This window comes from Streptomyces sp. DG1A-41 (assembly GCF_037055355.1).
Taxonomy (GTDB): Bacteria; Actinomycetota; Actinomycetes; order Streptomycetales; family Streptomycetaceae; genus Streptomyces.
In genome coordinates this window covers 337,260-356,095 of the sequence record NZ_CP146350.1, presented here as the reverse complement: position 1 = coordinate 356,095, position 18,836 = coordinate 337,260, and the positions used below count along the sequence as shown (strand labels likewise).

General features: G+C 73.0%; 13 protein-coding genes. 10 read left to right on the top strand and 3 right to left on the bottom strand.

What is annotated here, in order from left to right; translation table 11 throughout:
* The first annotated feature begins 20 nt into the window (after window positions 1-20).
* From V8690_RS01740 to V8690_RS01730, 3 genes are read left to right on the top strand one after another with little or no spacing between them, the layout of a single operon-like run.
* Window positions 21-1,301 (top strand): FAD-binding oxidoreductase, encoded by a 1,281-nt coding sequence (locus tag V8690_RS01740; protein WP_338775529.1) that lies wholly within the window; start codon window positions 21-23, stop codon window positions 1,299-1,301.
* Between the two features lie 40 nt (window positions 1,302-1,341).
* Window positions 1,342-2,793 carry an NAD-dependent succinate-semialdehyde dehydrogenase gene (locus tag V8690_RS01735; protein ID WP_338775527.1) on the top strand — a complete coding sequence of 484 codons (1,452 nt, stop codon included), beginning with the start codon at window positions 1,342-1,344 and terminating at the stop codon, window positions 2,791-2,793.
* Between the two features lies 1 nt (window position 2,794).
* Entirely contained in the window at window positions 2,795-3,778 is a 984-nt protein-coding gene (locus V8690_RS01730; RefSeq protein WP_338775526.1) for a D-2-hydroxyacid dehydrogenase, read from the top strand.
* A 52-nt stretch (window positions 3,779-3,830) separates the two neighbouring features.
* Here V8690_RS01730 and V8690_RS01725 read toward each other — a convergent pair whose 3' ends face one another.
* Window positions 3,831-5,585: an ABC transporter permease subunit gene (locus V8690_RS01725; RefSeq protein WP_338775524.1), complete on the bottom strand. Its 1,755-nt coding sequence runs from the start codon at window positions 5,583-5,585 to the stop codon at window positions 3,831-3,833.
* Between the two features lie 3 nt (window positions 5,586-5,588).
* Complete coding sequence (locus V8690_RS01720) at window positions 5,589-7,112, bottom strand: ABC transporter substrate-binding protein (protein WP_338775523.1); 1,524 nt, start codon at window positions 7,110-7,112, stop codon at window positions 5,589-5,591.
* Between the two features lie 207 nt (window positions 7,113-7,319).
* Here V8690_RS01720 and V8690_RS01715 point away from each other — a divergent pair, with 207 nt between their 5' ends.
* The 4 genes from V8690_RS01715 to V8690_RS01700 all read left to right on the top strand — a co-directional run bounded on the left by V8690_RS01715 (window position 7,320) and on the right by V8690_RS01700 (window position 12,826).
* Complete coding sequence (locus V8690_RS01715) at window positions 7,320-8,252, top strand: oxygenase MpaB family protein (protein ID WP_338775522.1); 933 nt, start codon at window positions 7,320-7,322, stop codon at window positions 8,250-8,252.
* Complete coding sequence (locus V8690_RS01710) at window positions 8,234-10,462, top strand: serine/threonine-protein kinase (protein ID WP_338775521.1); 2,229 nt, start codon at window positions 8,234-8,236, stop codon at window positions 10,460-10,462. Before V8690_RS01715 ends, V8690_RS01710 begins: the two co-directional genes overlap by 19 nt.
* 498 nt (window positions 10,463-10,960) lie before the next feature.
* On the top strand, window positions 10,961-12,538 hold the full coding sequence (locus V8690_RS01705; protein WP_338775519.1) for an NAD(P)/FAD-dependent oxidoreductase: 1,578 nt from the start codon (window positions 10,961-10,963) through the stop codon (window positions 12,536-12,538).
* A gap of 96 nt (window positions 12,539-12,634) precedes the next feature.
* Window positions 12,635-12,826 carry a DUF2795 domain-containing protein gene (locus V8690_RS01700; RefSeq protein ID WP_338775518.1) on the top strand — a complete coding sequence of 64 codons (192 nt, stop codon included), beginning with the start codon at window positions 12,635-12,637 and terminating at the stop codon, window positions 12,824-12,826.
* Between the two features lie 10 nt (window positions 12,827-12,836).
* On the opposite strand, the gene V8690_RS01695 is transcribed toward V8690_RS01700, so the two are convergent.
* Window positions 12,837-14,558, bottom strand: a complete 1,722-nt coding sequence (locus V8690_RS01695) for a serine hydrolase (protein ID WP_338785206.1) — start codon at window positions 14,556-14,558, stop codon at window positions 12,837-12,839.
* A 208-nt stretch (window positions 14,559-14,766) separates the two neighbouring features.
* On the opposite strand from V8690_RS01695, the gene V8690_RS01690 reads away from it, so the two are divergent.
* The 3 genes from V8690_RS01690 (at window position 14,767) to V8690_RS01680 (ending at window position 18,795) form a co-directional block, all read left to right on the top strand.
* Window positions 14,767-15,876, top strand: coding sequence for a nitronate monooxygenase (locus V8690_RS01690; protein WP_338775517.1), 1,110 nt, complete (start codon window positions 14,767-14,769; stop codon window positions 15,874-15,876).
* The gene (locus V8690_RS01685; protein WP_338775516.1) at window positions 15,873-17,426 is read left to right on the top strand and encodes an acyl-CoA synthetase; all 1,554 of its coding nucleotides are present in this window, start codon (window positions 15,873-15,875) and stop codon (window positions 17,424-17,426) included. Before V8690_RS01690 ends, V8690_RS01685 begins: the two co-directional genes overlap by 4 nt.
* 112 nt (window positions 17,427-17,538) lie before the next feature.
* Entirely contained in the window at window positions 17,539-18,795 is a 1,257-nt protein-coding gene (locus V8690_RS01680; RefSeq protein WP_338775515.1) for a DUF418 domain-containing protein, read from the top strand.
* Window positions 18,796-18,836: the final 41 nt, after the last annotated feature.

The window sequence follows — 18,836 nt, the reverse complement described above, 5'->3', positions numbered from 1 at the left end:
GTCCCCGCAGGAGAGCCGAAATGAAGACCATCCCGTACTGGATAGAAACCGCCGGGGCGTTCCCCGACCGGTCCGGCAAGCCACTGACCGAGGACACCGACCTGGTGGTCGTCGGCGCCGGCCTGACGGGTCTGTCCACCGCCCTGCACTCCGCCCGCAAGGGCGCCCGTGTCACCCTCGTCGAGAAGGGCCAGATCGGTTCCGGGGCCTCCGCGCGCAACGGCGGCATGGCGAACCTGGGCTTCACGATCGGCGTCAACCAGGCCATCCGCCGCTACGGACTCGAGCGGGCCCGCGAGATCTACAACTCCTACGGCGAGGCCGTGGACACCGTCGAGCGGCTCGTGAACGAGGAGTCCATCGACTGTCAGTTCAGCCGCGTCGGACGCCTGGGCGTCGCGTCCCGCCCCGCGCACTTCGAGAGCAAGAAGGCCCAACAGCGCGACCTGGCCAAGTACTTCGGCCACGAGACCACTCTGATCGGCAAGGCCGAGCTGCGTTCCGAGATCGGATCCGACGCCTACCACGGCGGCCTGCTAGACCCGTTCAGCGCCGCCCTGCACGTCGGCCGCTTCGTCCGCGGCATGGCCGAGGCGTGCGAGCGCACCGGTGTCGAGATCCACGAGCGCAACGCGGCCATCGGCGTGCGGCGTACCGCCACCGGCCGTTACGAGGTCAGCACCGAGCGCGGTGTGATCCGCGCCGGGCAGGTAATGATGGCCACCGACGCCTACACCGACAAGAACTTCCCGTGGCTGCGCCGCCAGCAGGTCTGTCTGGGCAGCTTCATCATCGTGACCGAGCCGCTCGGCGAGGAGCTCGCCCGGGACATCATCCCGAAGGCCCGCCTCATCGTCGACTCCAACCAGGTCTGCCACTACTTCCGGCTCACCCCCGACAACCGGCTGCTGTTCGGCGGCCGCGCCCGCTTCGCACCGTCCGACCCCACCTCGGACAAGAAGAGCGGGGCCGTCCTGTTCCGTGAGATGTGCGCGATCTTCCCCCAACTCGCCCGGACGAAGGTCGAGTACGTGTGGGGCGGCTCCGTCGGCTTCGCGATGGACCGCATCGTGCACGCCGGGCAGACCGAGGACGGCGTGTACTACTCCATGGGATACGCGGGCCACGGCGTGCAGATGGCCACGCACATGGGGCAGGTCATGGCCGAGGTGATGGACGGCCACCCCGAGGTCAGCCCGGTGCGAGACCTGGCCCCGCCCCGCATCCCCCTCTACAACGGCACCGCCTGGTTCCTGCCCTTCGCGGGCGCCTACTACAAGACGCTGGACCGCATTCGCTGACCGGTCGGCAGCACCTCTACTTTTACAAGGAGATCCGAAGATGACTGTCGTCCACGACGTTCCCAAGCAGCTGTACATCGGCGGTCGCTGGCAGGACGCGGAGTCCGGCCGGACGCTGTCCGTCGACAACCCGGCCACCGGCGAGGAACTGTGCCAGGTCGCCGACGCCTCCCCGGCCGACGGCCGGCGTGCCGCCGAGGCGGCGGTCGCCGCGCAGGCGGCCTGGGCCGCCACCCCGCCCCGGGTGCGCAGCGAGATCCTGCGCCGCGCCTACGACATCATCATCGCGCGCACTGAGGACCTCGCGCTGCTGATGACCCTGGAGATGGGCAAGCCCCTGACCGAGGCGCGTGCCGAAGTCGCATACGCCGCCGAGTTCTTCCGCTGGTTCTCCGAGGAAGCCGTCCGCATCGACGGCGGGCTGACCACCGCCCCGGACGGCAAGAACCGCCTCCTGGTCACCCGCCAGCCCGTCGGCCCCTGCCTGCTCATCACCCCCTGGAACTTCCCGCTCGCCATGGGCACGCGCAAGATCGGCCCAGCCATCGCCGCCGGCTGCACCATGGTCCTCAAGCCCGCCCCCCAGACCCCGCTGTCCTCCCTCGCCCTCGCCGGCATCCTCACCGAAGCCGGCCTGCCCGAGGGCGTGCTGAACATCGTCACCACCACCGACGCCGCCGGAGTCGTCGAACCCCTGCTGCGCGGCGGCCAGATCCGCAAACTCTCCTTCACCGGCTCCACCCAGGTCGGCCGCATCCTGCTGGCCCAGTGCGCCGACACCGTCATACGCACCTCCATGGAGCTGGGCGGCAACGCCCCCCTCATCGTCTTCGACGACGCCGACCTCGACGTGGCCGTCGAAGGCACCATGGTCGCCAAGATGCGCAACATGGGCGAGTCCTGCTGCGCCGCCAACCGCATCTACGTCCACACCTCCGTCGCCGAGGAGTTCGCCACCCGCCTCGCCACCCGCATGGCGGCCCTGAAGGTCGGCCCCGGCACCGAACCCGGCATCGACGTCGGCCCCCTCATCGACATCGCCGGCCGCGCCAAGGCCCACGACGTCGTCCGCGACGCGGTCAAGCGCGGAGCCACCGTCCTCACCGGCGGTGAACTCCCCGAAGGGCCAGGCTGCTTCTACCCGCCCACCGTGCTCACCGGCGTCTCCGCCGACTCCGCCATCATCGACACCGAAGTCTTCGGGCCGGTCGCCGCCATCCTCACCTTCGACGACGAGGACGAGGCCGTCGCCGCCGCCAACGACACCGAATTCGGCCTCGCCGCCTACCTGTTCACCCAGAACCTCGACCGTGCCCTGCGCGTCAGCGAACGCCTCGAAAGCGGCATGATCGGCCTCAACACCGGACTCGTTTCCAACCCCGCCGCCCCCTTCGGCGGCGTCAAGCAGTCCGGCCTGGGCCGCGAAGGCGGACGCGTCGGCATCGAGGAGTTCCTGGAGTACAAGTACATCGCAGTCCCCGTCGGAGCCTGACATGCCCGACCGACTCGTCGTCCTCCACCGGGGCAACCGGCCACCCGCCACCGGACTCATCGAACGCCTCGCGGACACCGTCTACGCCACCGAGGAGGAGCTGCCCTACCTCCTCCCCGGTGCCGACGCCCTCCTGGCCTGGGTCACCATCACCCCGGCCATCCGCCACGCCTGGCCCGACACCCCCGAGAAGGCACCTCGCTGGGTGCACGCTTCGTCCGCGGGTGTGGACGCCCTCCTCTTCCCCGCCCTGGTGGAGGATCCGGGCGTCGTTCTCACCAACGCCCGCGGCGTCTACGACCAGCCGACCGCCGAGTACGTCCTCGGTCTGATCCTCGCCCTCGCCAAGGACTTCCCCGGCACCTGGGAGCACCAGCGGCGTCGCGAGTGGCGTCCGCGGCCCAGTGACGGCATCACCGGACGCACGGTGCTGGTCTGGGGCACGGGCCCCATCGGCCGGGCCATCGCCCGGCTGCTGCGTGCCGTCGGGATGCGGGTCTGCGGCGCCGGCCGCAAGGCCCGCGCGGACGACCCCGACTTCGGCACGGTCCACGGCTCGACGACCCTGCCCGCCGCCTTGAAGGAGGCGGACTACGTCGTCCTGGCCGCGCCCCTCACCAAGGACACCCGGGGCATGGTCGACGCCTCCGTGCTGGCGGCCATGAAGCCGGGGGCCCGGCTGATCAACGTCGGCCGGGGCGGACTCGTCGACGAGGAGGCGCTCATCGACCACCTCGCCGCCGGCCGGCTCGCCGGCGCCGCCCTGGACGTCTTCGGCCAGGAGCCGCTGCCGGCCAGGTCGCCGCTGTGGGACATGCCCGGCGTGATGATCTCCCCGCACACGGCGGGCGAGACCACCAGCGAGCGGGAGGCGCTCGTCGAGGTGTTCCTCGACAACCTCACCCGGCACATCGAAGGCCGCCCTCTGCGCAACGTCGTCGACAAGCGGCGGGGCTACGTGGTCGACGAGACGCGCCCCGTCTGAAGGGCGAGTAGCAGGCGCCCCGGCCCGTGGACTCCACGGGCCGGGGCGCCTGCTACTCGCCCTTCTCGCGTCCCAGCGCGCTGCCCGTCACCGCCAGCACGGAGAGCACCACCAGCGCGGCGGCCGGACCGAGCACCGTCCAGGGGGCGAGTTCGGCGTACGGCTGGTTCTCCGACAGGAGCCGGCCCCACTCGGGGGTGGGCGGCTGTTCGCCGAGGCCCAGGAAGCCGAGCGAGGCCAGGACCAGGACGGTGGTCGGCAGCCGCAGCAGGGCGTTGCGGAGGAGGGCCGGCAGGACGGCGGGGAGGAGGTGGTGGCGCAGCAGGTGCAGCCGTCCCGCGCCGAGCGCGACGGACGCGGCGATGTGACCGCTCGCGCGTTCCTGTTCGAGCAGCGCCGCGGTCTGGGCGGCGTACGGGCTCCAGCCGACCACGCAGACCGCGATCGCCGCGCCCCACACCGTCGGCCCGGTCACGCCCGCGATCAGCAGTCCGGAGAGGACCGCGGGCAGGGTCGACACGACCTCCGTCGGACCGGCGCTCGCCCGCGGTGCCATGCCCAGCAGGAGCCCGGTGACCGCGCTGACCGCCGTCACGGCGAAGGCGACACCGGCCGTGCGCAGCGCCCCGTGGCCCAGCCGGGCCAGCAGATCCCGGCCCAGCGCGTCCGTGCCCAGGGGGTGTTCGAGGGAGGGGGACACCAGCCGCGCCGCCGTGTCGACCTGCAAGGGGTCGCGCAGGAGGCCCGCCGTGACAAGGGCGAGCAGGGCCACCGAACAGGCCGCGGTGATCCAGCGCAGGGAGCGCGGCGGGATGAGCGGGGGCCGGTGCAGGGCCGGCAGGGCGCCGTCGCGCAGGGGGCGGCCGAGGAGCGCGTGGCGCAGGGCCCGGATCAGGATGCCGGCGCCCACGCCGAGCAGGACCAGCGCCAGGGTCGCGGTCTGGAGCACCGGAAGGTCCTGCGCGACGGCGGCCTCCAGGGCGAGCCGGCCGAGCCCGGGGATGTTGAAGATCTTCTCCACCGCTACCGCGCCGCCGACGAGGGCCACGACGGTCGGCAGCACCTGCGGCAGCATGCCGGGCAGGGCGCGGCGCAGCGCGTTGCGGGCGATGTTGCCGGGCGGGAGCCCGACGGCGTACGCCGTGCGCGCCCACGGTTCGTGGAAGGCGGCGGGCAGCGCCTGGTCGAGCAGCCCGCCGAGCATCGCGCCCGACGGGATGCCGAGGGCGAGCGAGGGCAGCACCATCGACAGCGGCCCCTCCCAGCCGCTGGACGGGAACCACCCCCACCAGACCCCGCACACGGTGGCCAGCAGCGAGGCGAGCAGGAACTTCGGCAGCGCGGCCAGCACGGCGGCAGTGGTGCCCGTCCGGTCCTGCCGCAGTCGGCGCCGGGAGCCGAGGAACACGGTGCCGGCACACACCAGCGCGGCCACCAGGGCGGTCACCACGAGCGCGCCCAGCATCAGCGTCAGCGAGACCGACAGGGCGGTCCCCACCTGCGGCATGATCGGTTCGCCGGAGACCCACGAGACGCCCGCGTCCCCGCGCGGCAGGCCGCCCAGCCAGTGCGCGAGATGCGGGAGCGGCCCCTCGTCCAGCCCCAATTGCTCCCGTACGGCGGCCAGTTCCGCGGCTGTCGGGTTCTGGTCGGCAGAGCGGGCCCGCAGCACCGTGCGGGCCGGATCCGCGCCGGTCAGCCACGGCAGCAGCGCCACCGCGCCGAGCAGCGCGGCTCCGGCGAGCAGACGGCCGGCCGCCGCCGGCCAGAGGGACGGGCGGGCGGCGGGGGCGTGGGCGATGCTCATGCGCTACCCGATGTGCGTGTCGAGGTCGACGAGAGAGCGCTCGCGCGGGTCGAGGATCACGCCCTCGACACCGGTGGCGATGCCCTGCACCGCCTGCTCGTGGACCAGCGGAACGACGGCGTCGGTGCGCAGGATCTCCGCCTCCGCCCGCATGATCTTCTCCTGGCGGCGTTCCGTGTCGCGCTCCGCGGCGGCGGCCCGGATGGCCTTGTCCACCGCGCCGTCCTTCAGCCCGGCGATGTTGTAGACGCCCTCGCTGGTGAAGTCGCTGGCGAGGTAGTCGACCGCGTCACCGGTGTCGAGGAGCGTCACCCGCGAGAAGACGAGGGCGTCGTACTTCCCGGCGAGGAGGTCGCCCTCCATCTGCGTGTACTCGCGCACGTCCTGCTTCACGGTGAACCCGGCCTTCTCCAGCTGCTGCTGGAGCACGGTGGCGGCCTCGGGAAGCTCGGCCCGGTTGGTGTAGGTGGCCAGCCGCAGCGTCCTGCCCTTGGTCGCGGCCTTCACCTGGGCGGCGGTGTCGGCCTCGGCGCGGCCGGTCACGGCCACCCGCTTGTCGGCGGCCCACGGCACTGCGGGACCGAACAGGCCCTGCGCGGGGTCGGCGTACCCGCCGAAAACGGAGTCGACCAGGGCGGAACCGTCGACGGCCTTCCGGGCGGCCGCGCGCAGACGGGCGTCGGTGAACAGGCCGCTGCCGGTGTTGAGGATCAGGCTGTCGGTGCGCACGGAGGGCACCTCGTGCCGGGTGTCCTTGTCGAGCAGCTTCGCCTGGGCGGTGGGGATCCACTCGGCGATGTCGGCCTCGCCGCCGCGCAGCGCGTTGGCGCGGGCGGTGCCGTCCGCGATCCAGCTCACGTCGATGCCGGGCGCCTTCGCCTTGCCGCCCCAGTAGCCGTCGAAGCGGTCGAGTTTCGCCTTGGTCTTGCCGCTGAGCCGGGTGATCTCGAACGGGCCGGTGCCGGTGCCGACCGGGCTGACGGCGCCGTCCTTGCCGTACGCCTTCGCCGACAGGATCGCCAGCGCGGGACTGGCCAGCCGCAGCGGCAGCACGGGGTCGGGGGACTTGGTGGTGAGGGTGACCGTGTCGGCGTCCTCGGCCTTGGCGGTGAGGGCCACGTCGCTCAGCACGCGGGGCTTGGGCTTGGCCTGCCCGGCGTGGTCGAGGGCGTTGACCACGGACTGGGCGGTGAGCCGGGTGCCGTCCTGGAACTCGGCCTTGCGCAGTTCGAAGGTCCAGGTGGTGTCGTCGTCCTGCTTCCAGGACTTCGCCAGCGCGGGCTTGGCCGTGCCGTCGCGGTCGAGGGCGGTCAGGCCCTCGGCGACGGACAGCTTGCTCAGCACGGTGGCGTCGTTGCTGTACGGGGACAGCGCCTGCACCGGCGGCACGGCGAGCGCGACCCGCAGCCGACCGCCCGAATTCGCTCCGGCCCCCGTGCCGTCGCCGCTGTCGCTCGGTGCGAAGCAGCCGGCCAGCAGAGGGGTGAGAGTGAGCGCCGCTATGAGACCGCGGGAGGTGGTGCGCATGTGAGTCCTGTCGTGCGGAGGTCGGGCAGGCCGCAGCGGCCCGGTGGGGGGCTTGATCGGCGGCGTCAGCATATAAGGAGAGCCTTACCAAATCTCGAACGGGGTGGATTAAATCTCAACAATCGGACGGCGGGGGTTGGCGAACCCGGCGGTATCGACCGATTGTTCGAACTGTGTCATCGTGGGCGCCGGACGGAGGTGAGTCGCATGACCGGCGCGGACCCCGGGCTGTTCGGCCCCAGTTCGGTGACCTGGCAGCTGCACGGTGACCCCATGATGTGGATCGCCGGCATCCGGGCGCTCTACCTCCAGGCCCTGCACCCCCGCGCCGTACGCGGCGTCAGGCAGAACTCCGACTTCCGGCGTGACGCCTGGGGCCGCCTGATGCGCACCGCGAACTTCGTCGGCACGGCGACGTACGGCACCACGGAGGCCGCCGAGCGGGCGGGCGCCCGCGTCCGGAAGATCCACAGCATGCTGACGGCGACCGACCCGGACACCGGCGAGCGCTACGGCGTCGACGAACCCGGTCTGCTTCTCTGGGTGCACTGCGCCGAGATCGACTCCTACCTGGACGTCCTGCGCAGGTCCGGGTTCCGGCTCACCGACGCCGAGGCCGACCGCTACGTCGCCGAACACCGGGAGAGCGCACGCCTGGTGGGCCTCGACCCCGCCGCCGTGCCCGCCGACAGGGCCGAACTGGCGGCGTACTTCGAGAAAGTGCGCCCCGAACTGGCCGCCGGACCCGAGGCGCGCGAGGTGGACGACTTCCTGCTCCGCCCGCCGACGCATCCCCTTCTCGTACCGTTGCGCGAGGTGCTGTGGCGGCGCGTGGCACAACTGGCGTACGCCTCCCTGCCTCCGTACGCCCACGAGCTGTACGGCAGACCGGCCCCCGCACCCGCCACCGTCACCCGGCAACTGCGTCTCACCGGCCTCCTGCTGCGCCGCGTTCCCGCACGTGTGCGGTGGCAACTCCCGCCCAAACACATCCTGCGCGCCATGGCGAGGCTCGGCCCGGAGGCGCGTCCGGCGCCGTACAAACTCGGACGACAGGCCGCCATACTGGGTGGGCCAGGGGAGGGGCGGGCGAACAGCTACCGGGGGGAGCGTCGCGCGAGATGGGGGAGACCAGGCTGATCCACGGCCGGTACCGGCTGCTCGACCTGATCGGGCGCGGCGGCATGGGCGAGGTGTGGCGGGCGCGGGACGAGTCCCTGGGCCTGCACGTCGCCGTCAAGTGCCTCAAACCGCTGGGCCCGAACCACGACCACGCGTTCACCCGCGTGCTGCGGGAACGGTTCCGCCGGGAGGCCCGGGTGGCCGCCGCGCTCCAGCACCGCGGCATCACCGTCGTGCACGACTTCGGCGAGTCCGACGGCGTCCTCTACCTCGTCATGGAACTGCTGGACGGCCGCAACCTCAGCCAGCTCCTGGAGGACAACAAGCAGCACCCGCTGCCGGTCGCGGACGTCGTGGAGATCGCCGAGCAGGTCGCCGCCGCCCTCGCCTACTGCCACGAACAGGGCATCGTGCACCGCGATCTGAAGCCCGCAAACATCGTGCGGATCGGCGACGGCACGGTGAAGATCTGCGACTTCGGCATCGCACGCCTCGGCCACGACATCGGCTTCACCTCCCGGCTGACCGGCACCGGCATCGCCATGGGCACCCCGCACTACATGTCCCCGGAGCAGATCGGCGGCACCGAGGTCGACCAGCGCAGCGACCTGTACTCGTTCGGCTGCGTGCTGTACGAGATCGCCACCGGCGTACCGCCGTTCGACCTCGACGACGCCTGGGCGATCCTCGTCGGCCACCGCGACACCCCGCCCCGCCCGCCGCGCGAGCACCGCCCCGAACTGCCCGGATACCTCGAGCGGGTCATCCTGGACCTGCTCGCCAAGGAACCCGACGAACGGCCCGGCGACGCCCGCGAGCTGGCCCGCCGGATCAGCGCGCACCGGGCCGCGCCCGCGTACGTGCCGACCGTCGTGGCGGCCCGGCCCGCTCCCGGCGCGATGGCGCACGCGGGCCGGCTGCCGTCCTGGACCCACGGCATGACCACCGGCCACAAGGCGGCAGGCGCCGGACTGCGGACCACGCCGCCGGACCCGGCGGCCGGCCTGTCCGGCGAGTGGATCGCGCGGCCCGCCACCGGCCCCGTCGAGGAACCCGCCCCCGAGGAGCGGCCCGCGCCGTCCCCGGAGGTCCTGACCGCCCTGGCCGGCCGGCACAACGCGGGCCTGAGCCTCGGCCGGCTCGGCCGCTGGGCGGAGGCGGGGGAGGTGCACCGGGCGGTCGCCGCCGAACGCGCGCACCTCCTCGGCCCCGACCACCCGGACACCCTCACCAGTCGCTACGAGGTCGCCTTCACCCTCAGCCGCACCGGCCGCGCCCCGGACGCCCTGCGCGAGTACAAGCACGTCGCCGAGGCCAGGATCCGCACGCTCGGCGCCGACCACCCCGACACACTCGCGGCCCGCCAGGAGATGGCCTACGTGCTCGGCCAGCTCGGCCGGCCCTTCGACGCCCACCGGGTGTACACGTCGGTGCTCACCGCCCGGGAGCGCACCATGGGGCCGGACCACCCGGACACCCTGCGCTGCCGGCACAACCTCGCCTTCAACCTCAGCCGCCTCGGCCGCCTGGAGGACTCCTGCCGCATGGCCCGCGAGGTGGCCGCCGCCCGTGCCCGGGTGCTCGGCCCGGACCACCCCGACACCCTGGTCACCCGCTACGAGGTCGCCTACGCACTCGGCCAGCTGGGCCGCTGGGCCGAGGCCCTGGAGACCTACCGCGAGGTCGCCGAGGCCCGCAGTGGTGCCCTCGGCCCCGACCACCCCGACACCCTCGCCGCCCGCCACGAGATCGGCATCAGCCTGGGCCGCCTCGGCCGCAGCGCGGAGGCCCTGGATTTCTACAGCGCCCTGGCCGAGGACCGCACCCGGGTCCAGGGCCCCACGCACCCCGAAACCCTGCGCGCCCGCCACGGCCGCTGCGTCAACCTCGGCCGGCTCGGCCGCTGGGAGGAGGCCCTCGCCGAGTCCCGCGACGTGAGCGCCGTCCGCGAGCGGGTCCTCGGCCCCGACCATCCGGACACCCTGGTCAGCCGCCGCGAGGTCGCCGTGGGCCTCGGCTGGCTGGGCCGCTGGGCCGAGGCGCTCACCGAGTACCGCCGGGTGGCCGCCGCCCGCGAACGCGTCCTCGGCGCGGACCACCCCGACACCCTCGCCAGCCGCAATGACGAAGCGCATTGCCTCCAGCAGCTGGGCCGCAGCGACGAGGCCGTGGCCCTGTACCGGAGGGTGGCGGCCCTGCGCGGGCAGCGGGCGTCGGCCGGGGGGTGACGCGATGCGCTGTGCCGGGTGGTGGCCGTGCGTGGGGAGCGGGTGTCGGCGGGGTGGTGACGGGCGTGCCGTGTGCGCGGGCAGGCGCGTTGGCCAGGTGGTGACCCGTGCGATGTGCTGGAGCGGCGTTGCCTGGGAAGCGGGCGTAAGCCACTGGTGGCGGGCGTGGTGTGGCGGTGGTGCCCGGGTAGGGGGAGCGGGCGTCGGCGGGGTGGTGACGGCCGTGGTGTGGCGGGTGGCGGTCGTGCGTGGGCACCGCGCGTTGGCCGAGCGGTGACGCGCGCCGGTGTGCCGGGGCAGTGGGCAGCGGGCGCCCGCCGCTGGTGGCGCGCGTGGTGTGGGGATAACCCTGCGCAGGCAGCAGGCAGCAGGCAGCAGGCAGCAGGCAGCAGGCAGCAGGCAGCGGCCGGCAGGCGTCCGCCGGGCCGTGCCGCACTGTCGAGATGCCCGGTCGCCGTTCGTCTGGCCGAGCTGGATCACCCCGTGTTACGAAGAACCATGACCGCACCCCTGGGACCCCGCGCACACCGGACGTACGACGCCGTCATCGTCGGCGGTGGCCACAACGGCCTGGTCGCCGCCGCCTACCTGGCCCGGGCCTGCTGCCGCGTGCTGGTGCTGGAGCGGCTGGACCACACCGGTGGCGCGGCGGTGTCCACCCGGCCCTTCGCCGGGGTCGACGCCCGGCTGTCGCGCTACTCGTACCTGGTCAGCCTGCTGCCGAAGAAGATCGTGCGGGATCTCGGCCTGGACTTCCGGGTCCGCGCCCGGACCATCTCCTCCTACACGCCCGCCGAACGCGAAGGCCGCCCCACCGGGCTCCTGGTCGGCGGCGGTGAACGGCGGACCAGGGAGGCGTTCGCCCGGCTCACCGGCTCCGACCGCGAGTACCGGGCCTGGCAGGAGTTCTACGGCATGACCGGCCGCGTCGCCCAGCGGGTCTTCCCGACCCTCACCGAGCCGCTGCCCACCCGCGAGGAGCTGCGCCGCCGCCTCGACGACGAGGAGGCCTGGCGCATGCTGTTCGAGGAGCCGATCGGCGTCGCCGTCGAGGAGCGCTTCGCGGACGACCTGGTGCGCGGCGTGGTCCTCACCGACGCGCTCATCGGCACCTTCGCCGACGCCCACGACCCGTCGCTGAAGCAGAACCGCTGCTTCCTCTACCACGTGATCGGCGGCGGCACCGGCGACTGGGACGTGCCGGTCGGCGGCATGGGCGCCCTCACCGACGCCCTGGCCGACGCTGCCCGCGCCGCGGGCGCCGTCCTCGCCACCGGCCACGAGGCGCTGCGCGTCGCCACGGACGGCAGCACGGCCGAGGTCACCTACCGCACCGCTGACGCCGAGGGCACCGTCGCCGCCCGGCACGTCCTGGTGAACGCCTCCCCGCAAGCCCTGGCGGAACTGACCGGCGACATCCCACCGGCCCCCGCCGAGGGCGCCCAGCTGAAGGTGAACATGCTGCTCACTCGGCTGCCGCGGCTGCGCGACAGCTCCGTCGACCCACGCGAGGCGTTCGCCGGCACCTTCCACATCGCCGAGGGCTACGAGCAGCTGGCCGCCGCCCACGCCCAGGCCGCCGCCGGTGACCTGCCGGCCGCGCCGCCCTCCGAGATCTACTGCCACTCGCTCACCGACCCGACGATCCTCGGCCCGGACCTGGCCGACCAGGGCTACCAGACGCTCACCCTCTTCGGCCTGCACACCCCGGCCCGCCTGTTCGAGCGGGACAACGACGCCGTACGGGAGGAGCTGCTGAAGTCGATACTCGCCCAGCTCGACGCCCACCTGGCCGAACCGCTCGCCGACTGTCTGGCCACCGACGCGGACGGACGGCCCTGCATCGAGTCCCGGACCCCGCTCGATTTGGAGCGGGACCTCGGGCTGCCCGGCGGCAACATCTTCCACCGCGAGCTGAGCTGGCCCTATGCCCAGGACGGCACCGGCCGCTGGGGCGTGGAGACCCGGCACGCGAACGTGCTGCTGTGCGGGGCGGGCGCGGTACGCGGGGGCGGGGTGAGCGGGGTGCCGGGACACAACGCGGCCATGGCGGTGCTGGAAAGCCGGATCGACTGAATCACTGCCGCCGGGTGGGGCACTCCGACAGCACGAAGGTAGCCGGACCAGCCGGCCGCCCCGCGCGGACCGTCGCACCACCCCCGGGAGGCTCTCATGGCCGACCTCAGCCCGACCGACCTCCAGAAGGCCCTGAAGGGCATGGACTACCCGACGGACAAGAAGCACTTGGTGGAACGGGCCCGCAGCAACCACGCCGACGACAAGGTCGTCAGCACCCTCGACAGCCTGAAGAAGGACCGCTTCGAGGGACCGAACGAGGTGCAGAAGGCCGTCTTCAACCAGTGACCGGAGCCGCTCAGTCGGCCGACGGTGTCCACCCCACCGCTTCGACGCGCGCCGCGTCCGCCGGGCGCGCCTCGTCGAAGAGGACGCCGTCGGCCGCGTCCACGCGCAGCCCGTCCACATAGGCTCCACGGCCGACGTACCGCCGGTCCGTCGCGTACCGCCACCGCAGGGCGAGACGCCGCGCGGCGGGGAGGTCCGAGGTGAGCCGGCGCCAGACGCGGCCGGACCAGCCCGTGACCGAGCCCGACGGGTGCTGCCGGGGGTCCTCGCCCCGGCGGGACGTCGTGAAGGGCACCGGCTGCCAGGTCGTGCCGCCGTCGGCCGTGGCCTCAAGGACCAGCATGTCGGCTCCGGGCTCGGTGTCCCACCACAGCGCGCAGCGCAGCCGCGCCCCGCCGGACGACGTGTCGAGCGTGGGGAGGGTGAGCATCGCCGTGGCGGAGACCGCCATCCCGGAGAACCAGGCCCCGCGTCCGCGCACCGGCCGGACCGGGACGGCCCGCGCCAGGCTGTTCGCGGCGGCCACCCGGGGAGCCGACCCGGAGCGCCAACTCCGCACCGGGTGCACCGAGTTGCCCAGGATGACGAGGAACGAGTCGGTCGTCGGATCGAGCACCAGCGAGGTGCCCGTGAAGCCGGTGTGCCCGGCACTGCGCGGCGTGGCCATCGCGCCCATGTACCAGTGCTGGTAGAGCTCGAAGCCGAGGCCGTGCTCGTCCCCCGGGAAAGCGGTGTTGAAGTCGGTGAACATCAGCTCCACCGACTCCGGTTTCAGGATCCGCGCCCGCCCGTACACGCCGCCGTTGAGCAGCGTACGGCCGAGGACCGCGAGGTCCCACGCGTCGGAGAACACGCCCGCGTGGCCCGCGACCCCGCCGAGGCCGAAGGCGTTCTCGTCGTGCACCTCGCCCCACACCAGGCCCCGGTCGAGCCCGGACCAGGGAGGGCGCGCGTCCTCCGTGGCCGCGATCCTCGGCCGCCAGGAGGCGGGCGGGTTGTAGCGGGTGCGGCGCAGGCCGAGCGGCGCGGTGATCTCGTCGCGCAGGAGGACGTCAAGGGAGCGGCCCGTGATCCGCTCCAGCACGAGCTGGAGCGAGATGAGGTTCAGGTCCGAGTACAGGTACGCCGTGCCCGGCGCGCTGACCGGCGCCTCGTTCCAGATGAGCTGGAGCTTCTCCTCGTACGTCGGCGCGCCGTACAGCGGGATCCAGGCGCGGAAGCCCGAGGTGTGCGTGAGGAGCTGACGGATCGTGATGTCCTGCTTGCCCGCGCGCCCGAAGTCCGGCAGGTACGAGGCCACCTTCGCCTCCAGCCCCAGCCCGCCCCGCTCCATCTGCTGCACGGCCAGGATCGACGTGAACAGCTTCGACACCGACGCCAGGTCGAAGACGGTGTCCTCGGCCATGGGGATCTGCTCACCGGCCGGGAACTCGACGCCGGTGCCGGTTTTCTCGTCGTAGGCCCGGTAGCGCACCGCCATGCCGATGGGCCGGTGCAGGGCGACGGTGCCGCCCCGCCCGGCGAGCAGGACGGCGCCCGCGTACCAGGGATGCTCGGGGGAGGGTCCGAGGAACGCCTCGGCGTCGGTGACGAGTTGACGCAGATGGGAGGAGAGCAGGCCGGCGCGGGCGGCCGAGCCGTGCCGCAGCGTGGGGCGGTGGCCGGTCGCCGGGGCGGCCGCGGCAGGGCCCGCCGGAAAGGAGGCCACGGCGAGCGCACCGCCCAGCGCCATCGCCCCCCGGCCCAGTTGGCGTCGGGTCAGCCGACTGCTCGCCGCTCTGTCCGCCGTTCCCTCGGTCACAGCACGCCCCTTCGTCCCGGCCGCCTCGGGTGTTCACGGAAGTATGTCCGCCGCGCGTCGCCATGAATCGGCCGAATGAATCTGACGGAGCATCAGAAAACCTCTTCCGTCCTCCGGGAGACTCCGGCATCCTGCGCCCATGCAGACGGAGCTGAGCCAGAAACTGGGAGTCGAGCACGCCGTCTTCGGCTTCACGCCGTTCCCCGCCGTCGCCGCGGCCATCAGCCGGGCCGGCGGCTTCGGCGTGCTCGGCGCGGTCCGTTACACCGCCCCCGGCGAACTCAAACGCGACCTGGACTGGATCGAGGCGCACGTGGGCGGCCGGCCGTACGGGCTGGACGTCGTGATGCCGGCGAGGAAGGTCGAGGGCGTCACCGAGGCCGAGGTCGAGGCGATGATCCCCGAGGGCCACCGTCAGTTCGTCCGGGACACCCTCGCCAAACACGGGGTGCCCGAGCTCGCCGAGGGCGAGGCGTCCGGCTGGCGCATCACCGGCTGGATGGAGCAGGTCGCCCGTACCCAGCTCGACGTCGCCTTCGGCTACCCGATCCGGCTCCTCGCCAACGCCCTCGGCTCACCGCCCGCCGACGTCGTCGCCCGGGCCCACGACCAGGACGTGCTCGTCGCGGCCCTCGCGGGCAGCGCCCGGCACGCCCGCAAGCACCATGACGCCGGCATCGACATCGTCGTGGCGCAGGGCTACGAGGCCGGCGGCCACACCGGCGAGATCGCCTCCATGGTGCTCACGCCCGAGGTCGTCGACGCCGTCGCCCCGCTGCCCGTCCTGGCCGCCGGTGGCATCGGCAGCGGGCAACAGGTGGCTGCCGCGCTCGCCCTCGGCGCCCAAGGGGTGTGGCTGGGCTCCATATGGCTGACCACCACAGAGGCGGACCTCCATTCGCCCGCCCTCACCCGCAAGCTGCTCGCGGCCGGCTCCGGCGACACCGTCCGCTCCCGCGCGCTGACCGGCAAGCCCGCACGCCAGCTGCGCACCGAGTGGACCGACGCCTGGGACGACCCGGCCGGGCCCGGCCCGCTGCCCATGCCGTTGCAGGGCCTGCTGGTCGCCGAGGCCGTCTCGCGCATCCAGAAGTACGAGGTCGACCCCCTGCTCGGCACCCCGGTCGGGCAGATCGTCGGCCGGATGAACAGCGAACGCGGCGTCCAGGCCGTCTTCGACGACCTCACCCGCGGATTCGAACAGGCCGTGGACCGCGTCAACCGCATCGCCGGAAGGAGCGGCCAGTGAACAACAGCGTTCCCGCGGGCTTCTGGGCCCAGGCCACCGCCGACCCCGGCCGCGGGGTCCTGGTCGCCCCCGACGGCGAGGAGTGGACCGCCGGCCGCCTGCACGCCGCCGCCAACCGGCTCGTCCACGGCCTGCGCGCGGCCGGGCTGGAACGCGGCGACACCTTCGCGGTGGTCCTGCCCAACGGCGTCGAGTTCCTCACCGCGTACCTCGCCGCCAGCCAGGCCGGGTTCTACCTCGTCCCCGTCAACCACCACCTGGTCGGACCGGAGATCGCCTGGATCGTCTCCGACTCCGGCGCCAAGGTCCTCCTCGCCCACGAACGCTTCGCCGACGCGGCACGCCACGCCGCCGACGAGGCCGGCCTCCCGGCCACCCGCCGGTACGCCGTCGGCCCGGTCGAGGGCTTCCGCCCCTACGCCGAACTCCTCTACGGTCAGCCCGAGTCGGCGCCCGCCGACCGCACCCTCGGCTGGGTCATGAACTACACCTCCGGCACCACCGGCCGCCCCCGCGGCATCCGCCGCCCGCTGCCCGGCAAGCCCCCGGAGGAGGCCTACCTCGGCGGCTTCCTCGGCATCTTCGGCATCCGGCCGTTCGACGACAACGTGCACCTGGTGTGCTCACCGCTCTACCACACGGCCGTCCTCCAGTTCGCGGGCGCGTCCCTGCACATCGGCCACCGGCTGGTCCTGATGGACAAGTGGACACCCGAGGAGATGCTCCGCCTCATCGACCGCCACCGCTGCACCCACACCCATATGGTCCCCACCCAGTTCCACCGTCTGCTGGCCCTGCCCGACGAGGTGAAGGACCGTTACGACGTCTCCCCCATGCGGCACGCCATCCACGGCGCCGCGCCCTGCCCCGACCATGTGAAACGGGCCATGCTCGACTGGTGGGGCCCCTGTGTCGAGGAGTACTACGCGGCCAGCGAGGGCGGCGGCGCCTTCGCCACCGCCGAGGACTGGCTGAAGAAACCCGGCACCGTCGGCAAGGCCTGGCCCATCAGCGAACTCGCCATCTTCGACGATGACGGCAACCGGCTGCCGCCCGGCGAACTCGGCACCGTCTACATGAAGATGAACACCGGCGGCTTCTCCTACCACAAGGACGAGGCCAAGACCCGCAAGAACCGCGTCGGCGACTTCTTCACCGTCGGCGACCTGGGCCACCTCGACGAGGACGGCTACCTCTTCCTGCGCGACCGCAAGATCGACCTGATCATCTCCGGCGGCGTCAACATCTACCCGGCCGAGATCGAGTCGGCCCTGCTCGCCCACCCCGCCGTCGCGGACGCCGCCGTCTTCGGCATCCCGCACGACGACTGGGGCGAGGAGGTCAAGGCCGTCGTCGAACCGGCCGCCGGACACCGGCCCGGACCCGCCCTCGCGGCCGACCTCCTCGACCACTGCGCGCACCGGCTCGCCGGCTACAAGCGGCCCAGGAGCGTCGACTTCATCACCGAGATGCCCCGCGATCCCAACGGCAAGCTGTACAAGCGGCGGCTGCGGGAACCGTACTGGGAGGGCCGGACCCGGCCGGTGTGAGGCGGCGGTGCGGCTTTGGTCGCGCGGGCGGGTACGGGCGTCATCCTTTGGCCGGCGCCCGCCCGCCCTCCGGCCGATGTCCGGCCGGGCCCCGCCTTCCTAGCGTGAAGCCATGACGATCGCGACCGAAGAGGGACCGCTGCGGCGTGGGGGCGTACGGCCGGGCGAACGGGCACTCGCCCCCGACCTGGCACGCGGAATCATGCTGCTGGGCATCGTGCTGTCCAACACCGCCTTCCATCTGTGGGCGGCCCGGCGCGGACCCTCCGGATGGCAGCCCGTGGACGGCTCGTGGCCGGACCACGCCGTGCAGTTCATCATGATCATGGTGCTCGACCTGCGGATCTACCCGCTCTTCGCCTTCCTCTTCGGCTACGGCATGATGCAGCTCTACCTCCGGCAGACCGCCGCCGGCACCGACGGGCGCGCCGCCGCGGAACTCGTGCGCAAGCGCAGCCTCTGGCTGATCGTCATCGGCCTGACCCACGCCACCTTGCTGATGGCCGGGGACATCATCGGCTTCTACGGAGTTTTGAGCCTCGTCCTGGGACTGGCCTTCCTGCGGCGCGGGGAACGCGCCCTGACGTGGTGGATCTGGATCGGAGTCGCCCTGATGGCGCTCGTCACGGCCGGGCCCGTCATCGCCGCGCTGCTCCAGAACGAGCTGGGCACGCTGGGCGACGCCGACGCCGGCGCGGGCTTCAAGGCGTACGCACCGGACGAGGGGAACTGGCTCACCGCGGCGGGCACCCGGCTGGAGACCGGCTTGTTCGTCACCTTCGCCGCCGCCCCGCTGACCCTCGTCGGCGGCGGGTACATCCTCTTCCTGCTCGGCTTCCGGGCCGCCCGCCGCCGCATACTCGAGGAACCGGACCGCCACCGCACGCTGCTGCGCCGGACGGCGGTCATCGGCGTCGCGACCGGCTGGCTCGGCGCGCTGCCCGCCGCCCTCGCCCACATCGGCGTCCTGCGCGTGCCGGACGACATGCAGAGCGAATCCGGGGCGCTCACGGCCCTGCGCGACATCACCGGCAACGCCGGGGGCCTCGGCTATGTCGCGGCCGTCGCCCTCTTCGCGCAGTGGTGGACCAGCCGAAGGCCCCGCCGCGGCACGACGACGGTGACGGCGGTGGCTGCCGTCGGCAGACGGTCCCTGTCCTGCTACCTCGCCCACTCGCTGCTCTTCGCCCCGGTGCTGGCCGCCTGGGGACTCGGCCTCGGCGCGGACCTGGGCAGCACGACCATGGCGCTCTTCGCGTTCGCCGTCTGGCTGGTCACCGTGGCCGGAGCGTACGCCCTGGAACGGGCCGGCCGCCGGGGCCCCGCCGAAACGGTGCTGCGCCGGCTGATGTACGGGTCCCGGGCGTGACGAACAGGGTGCTGCCCACCAGGAGCGGCACCCTGTCCGTA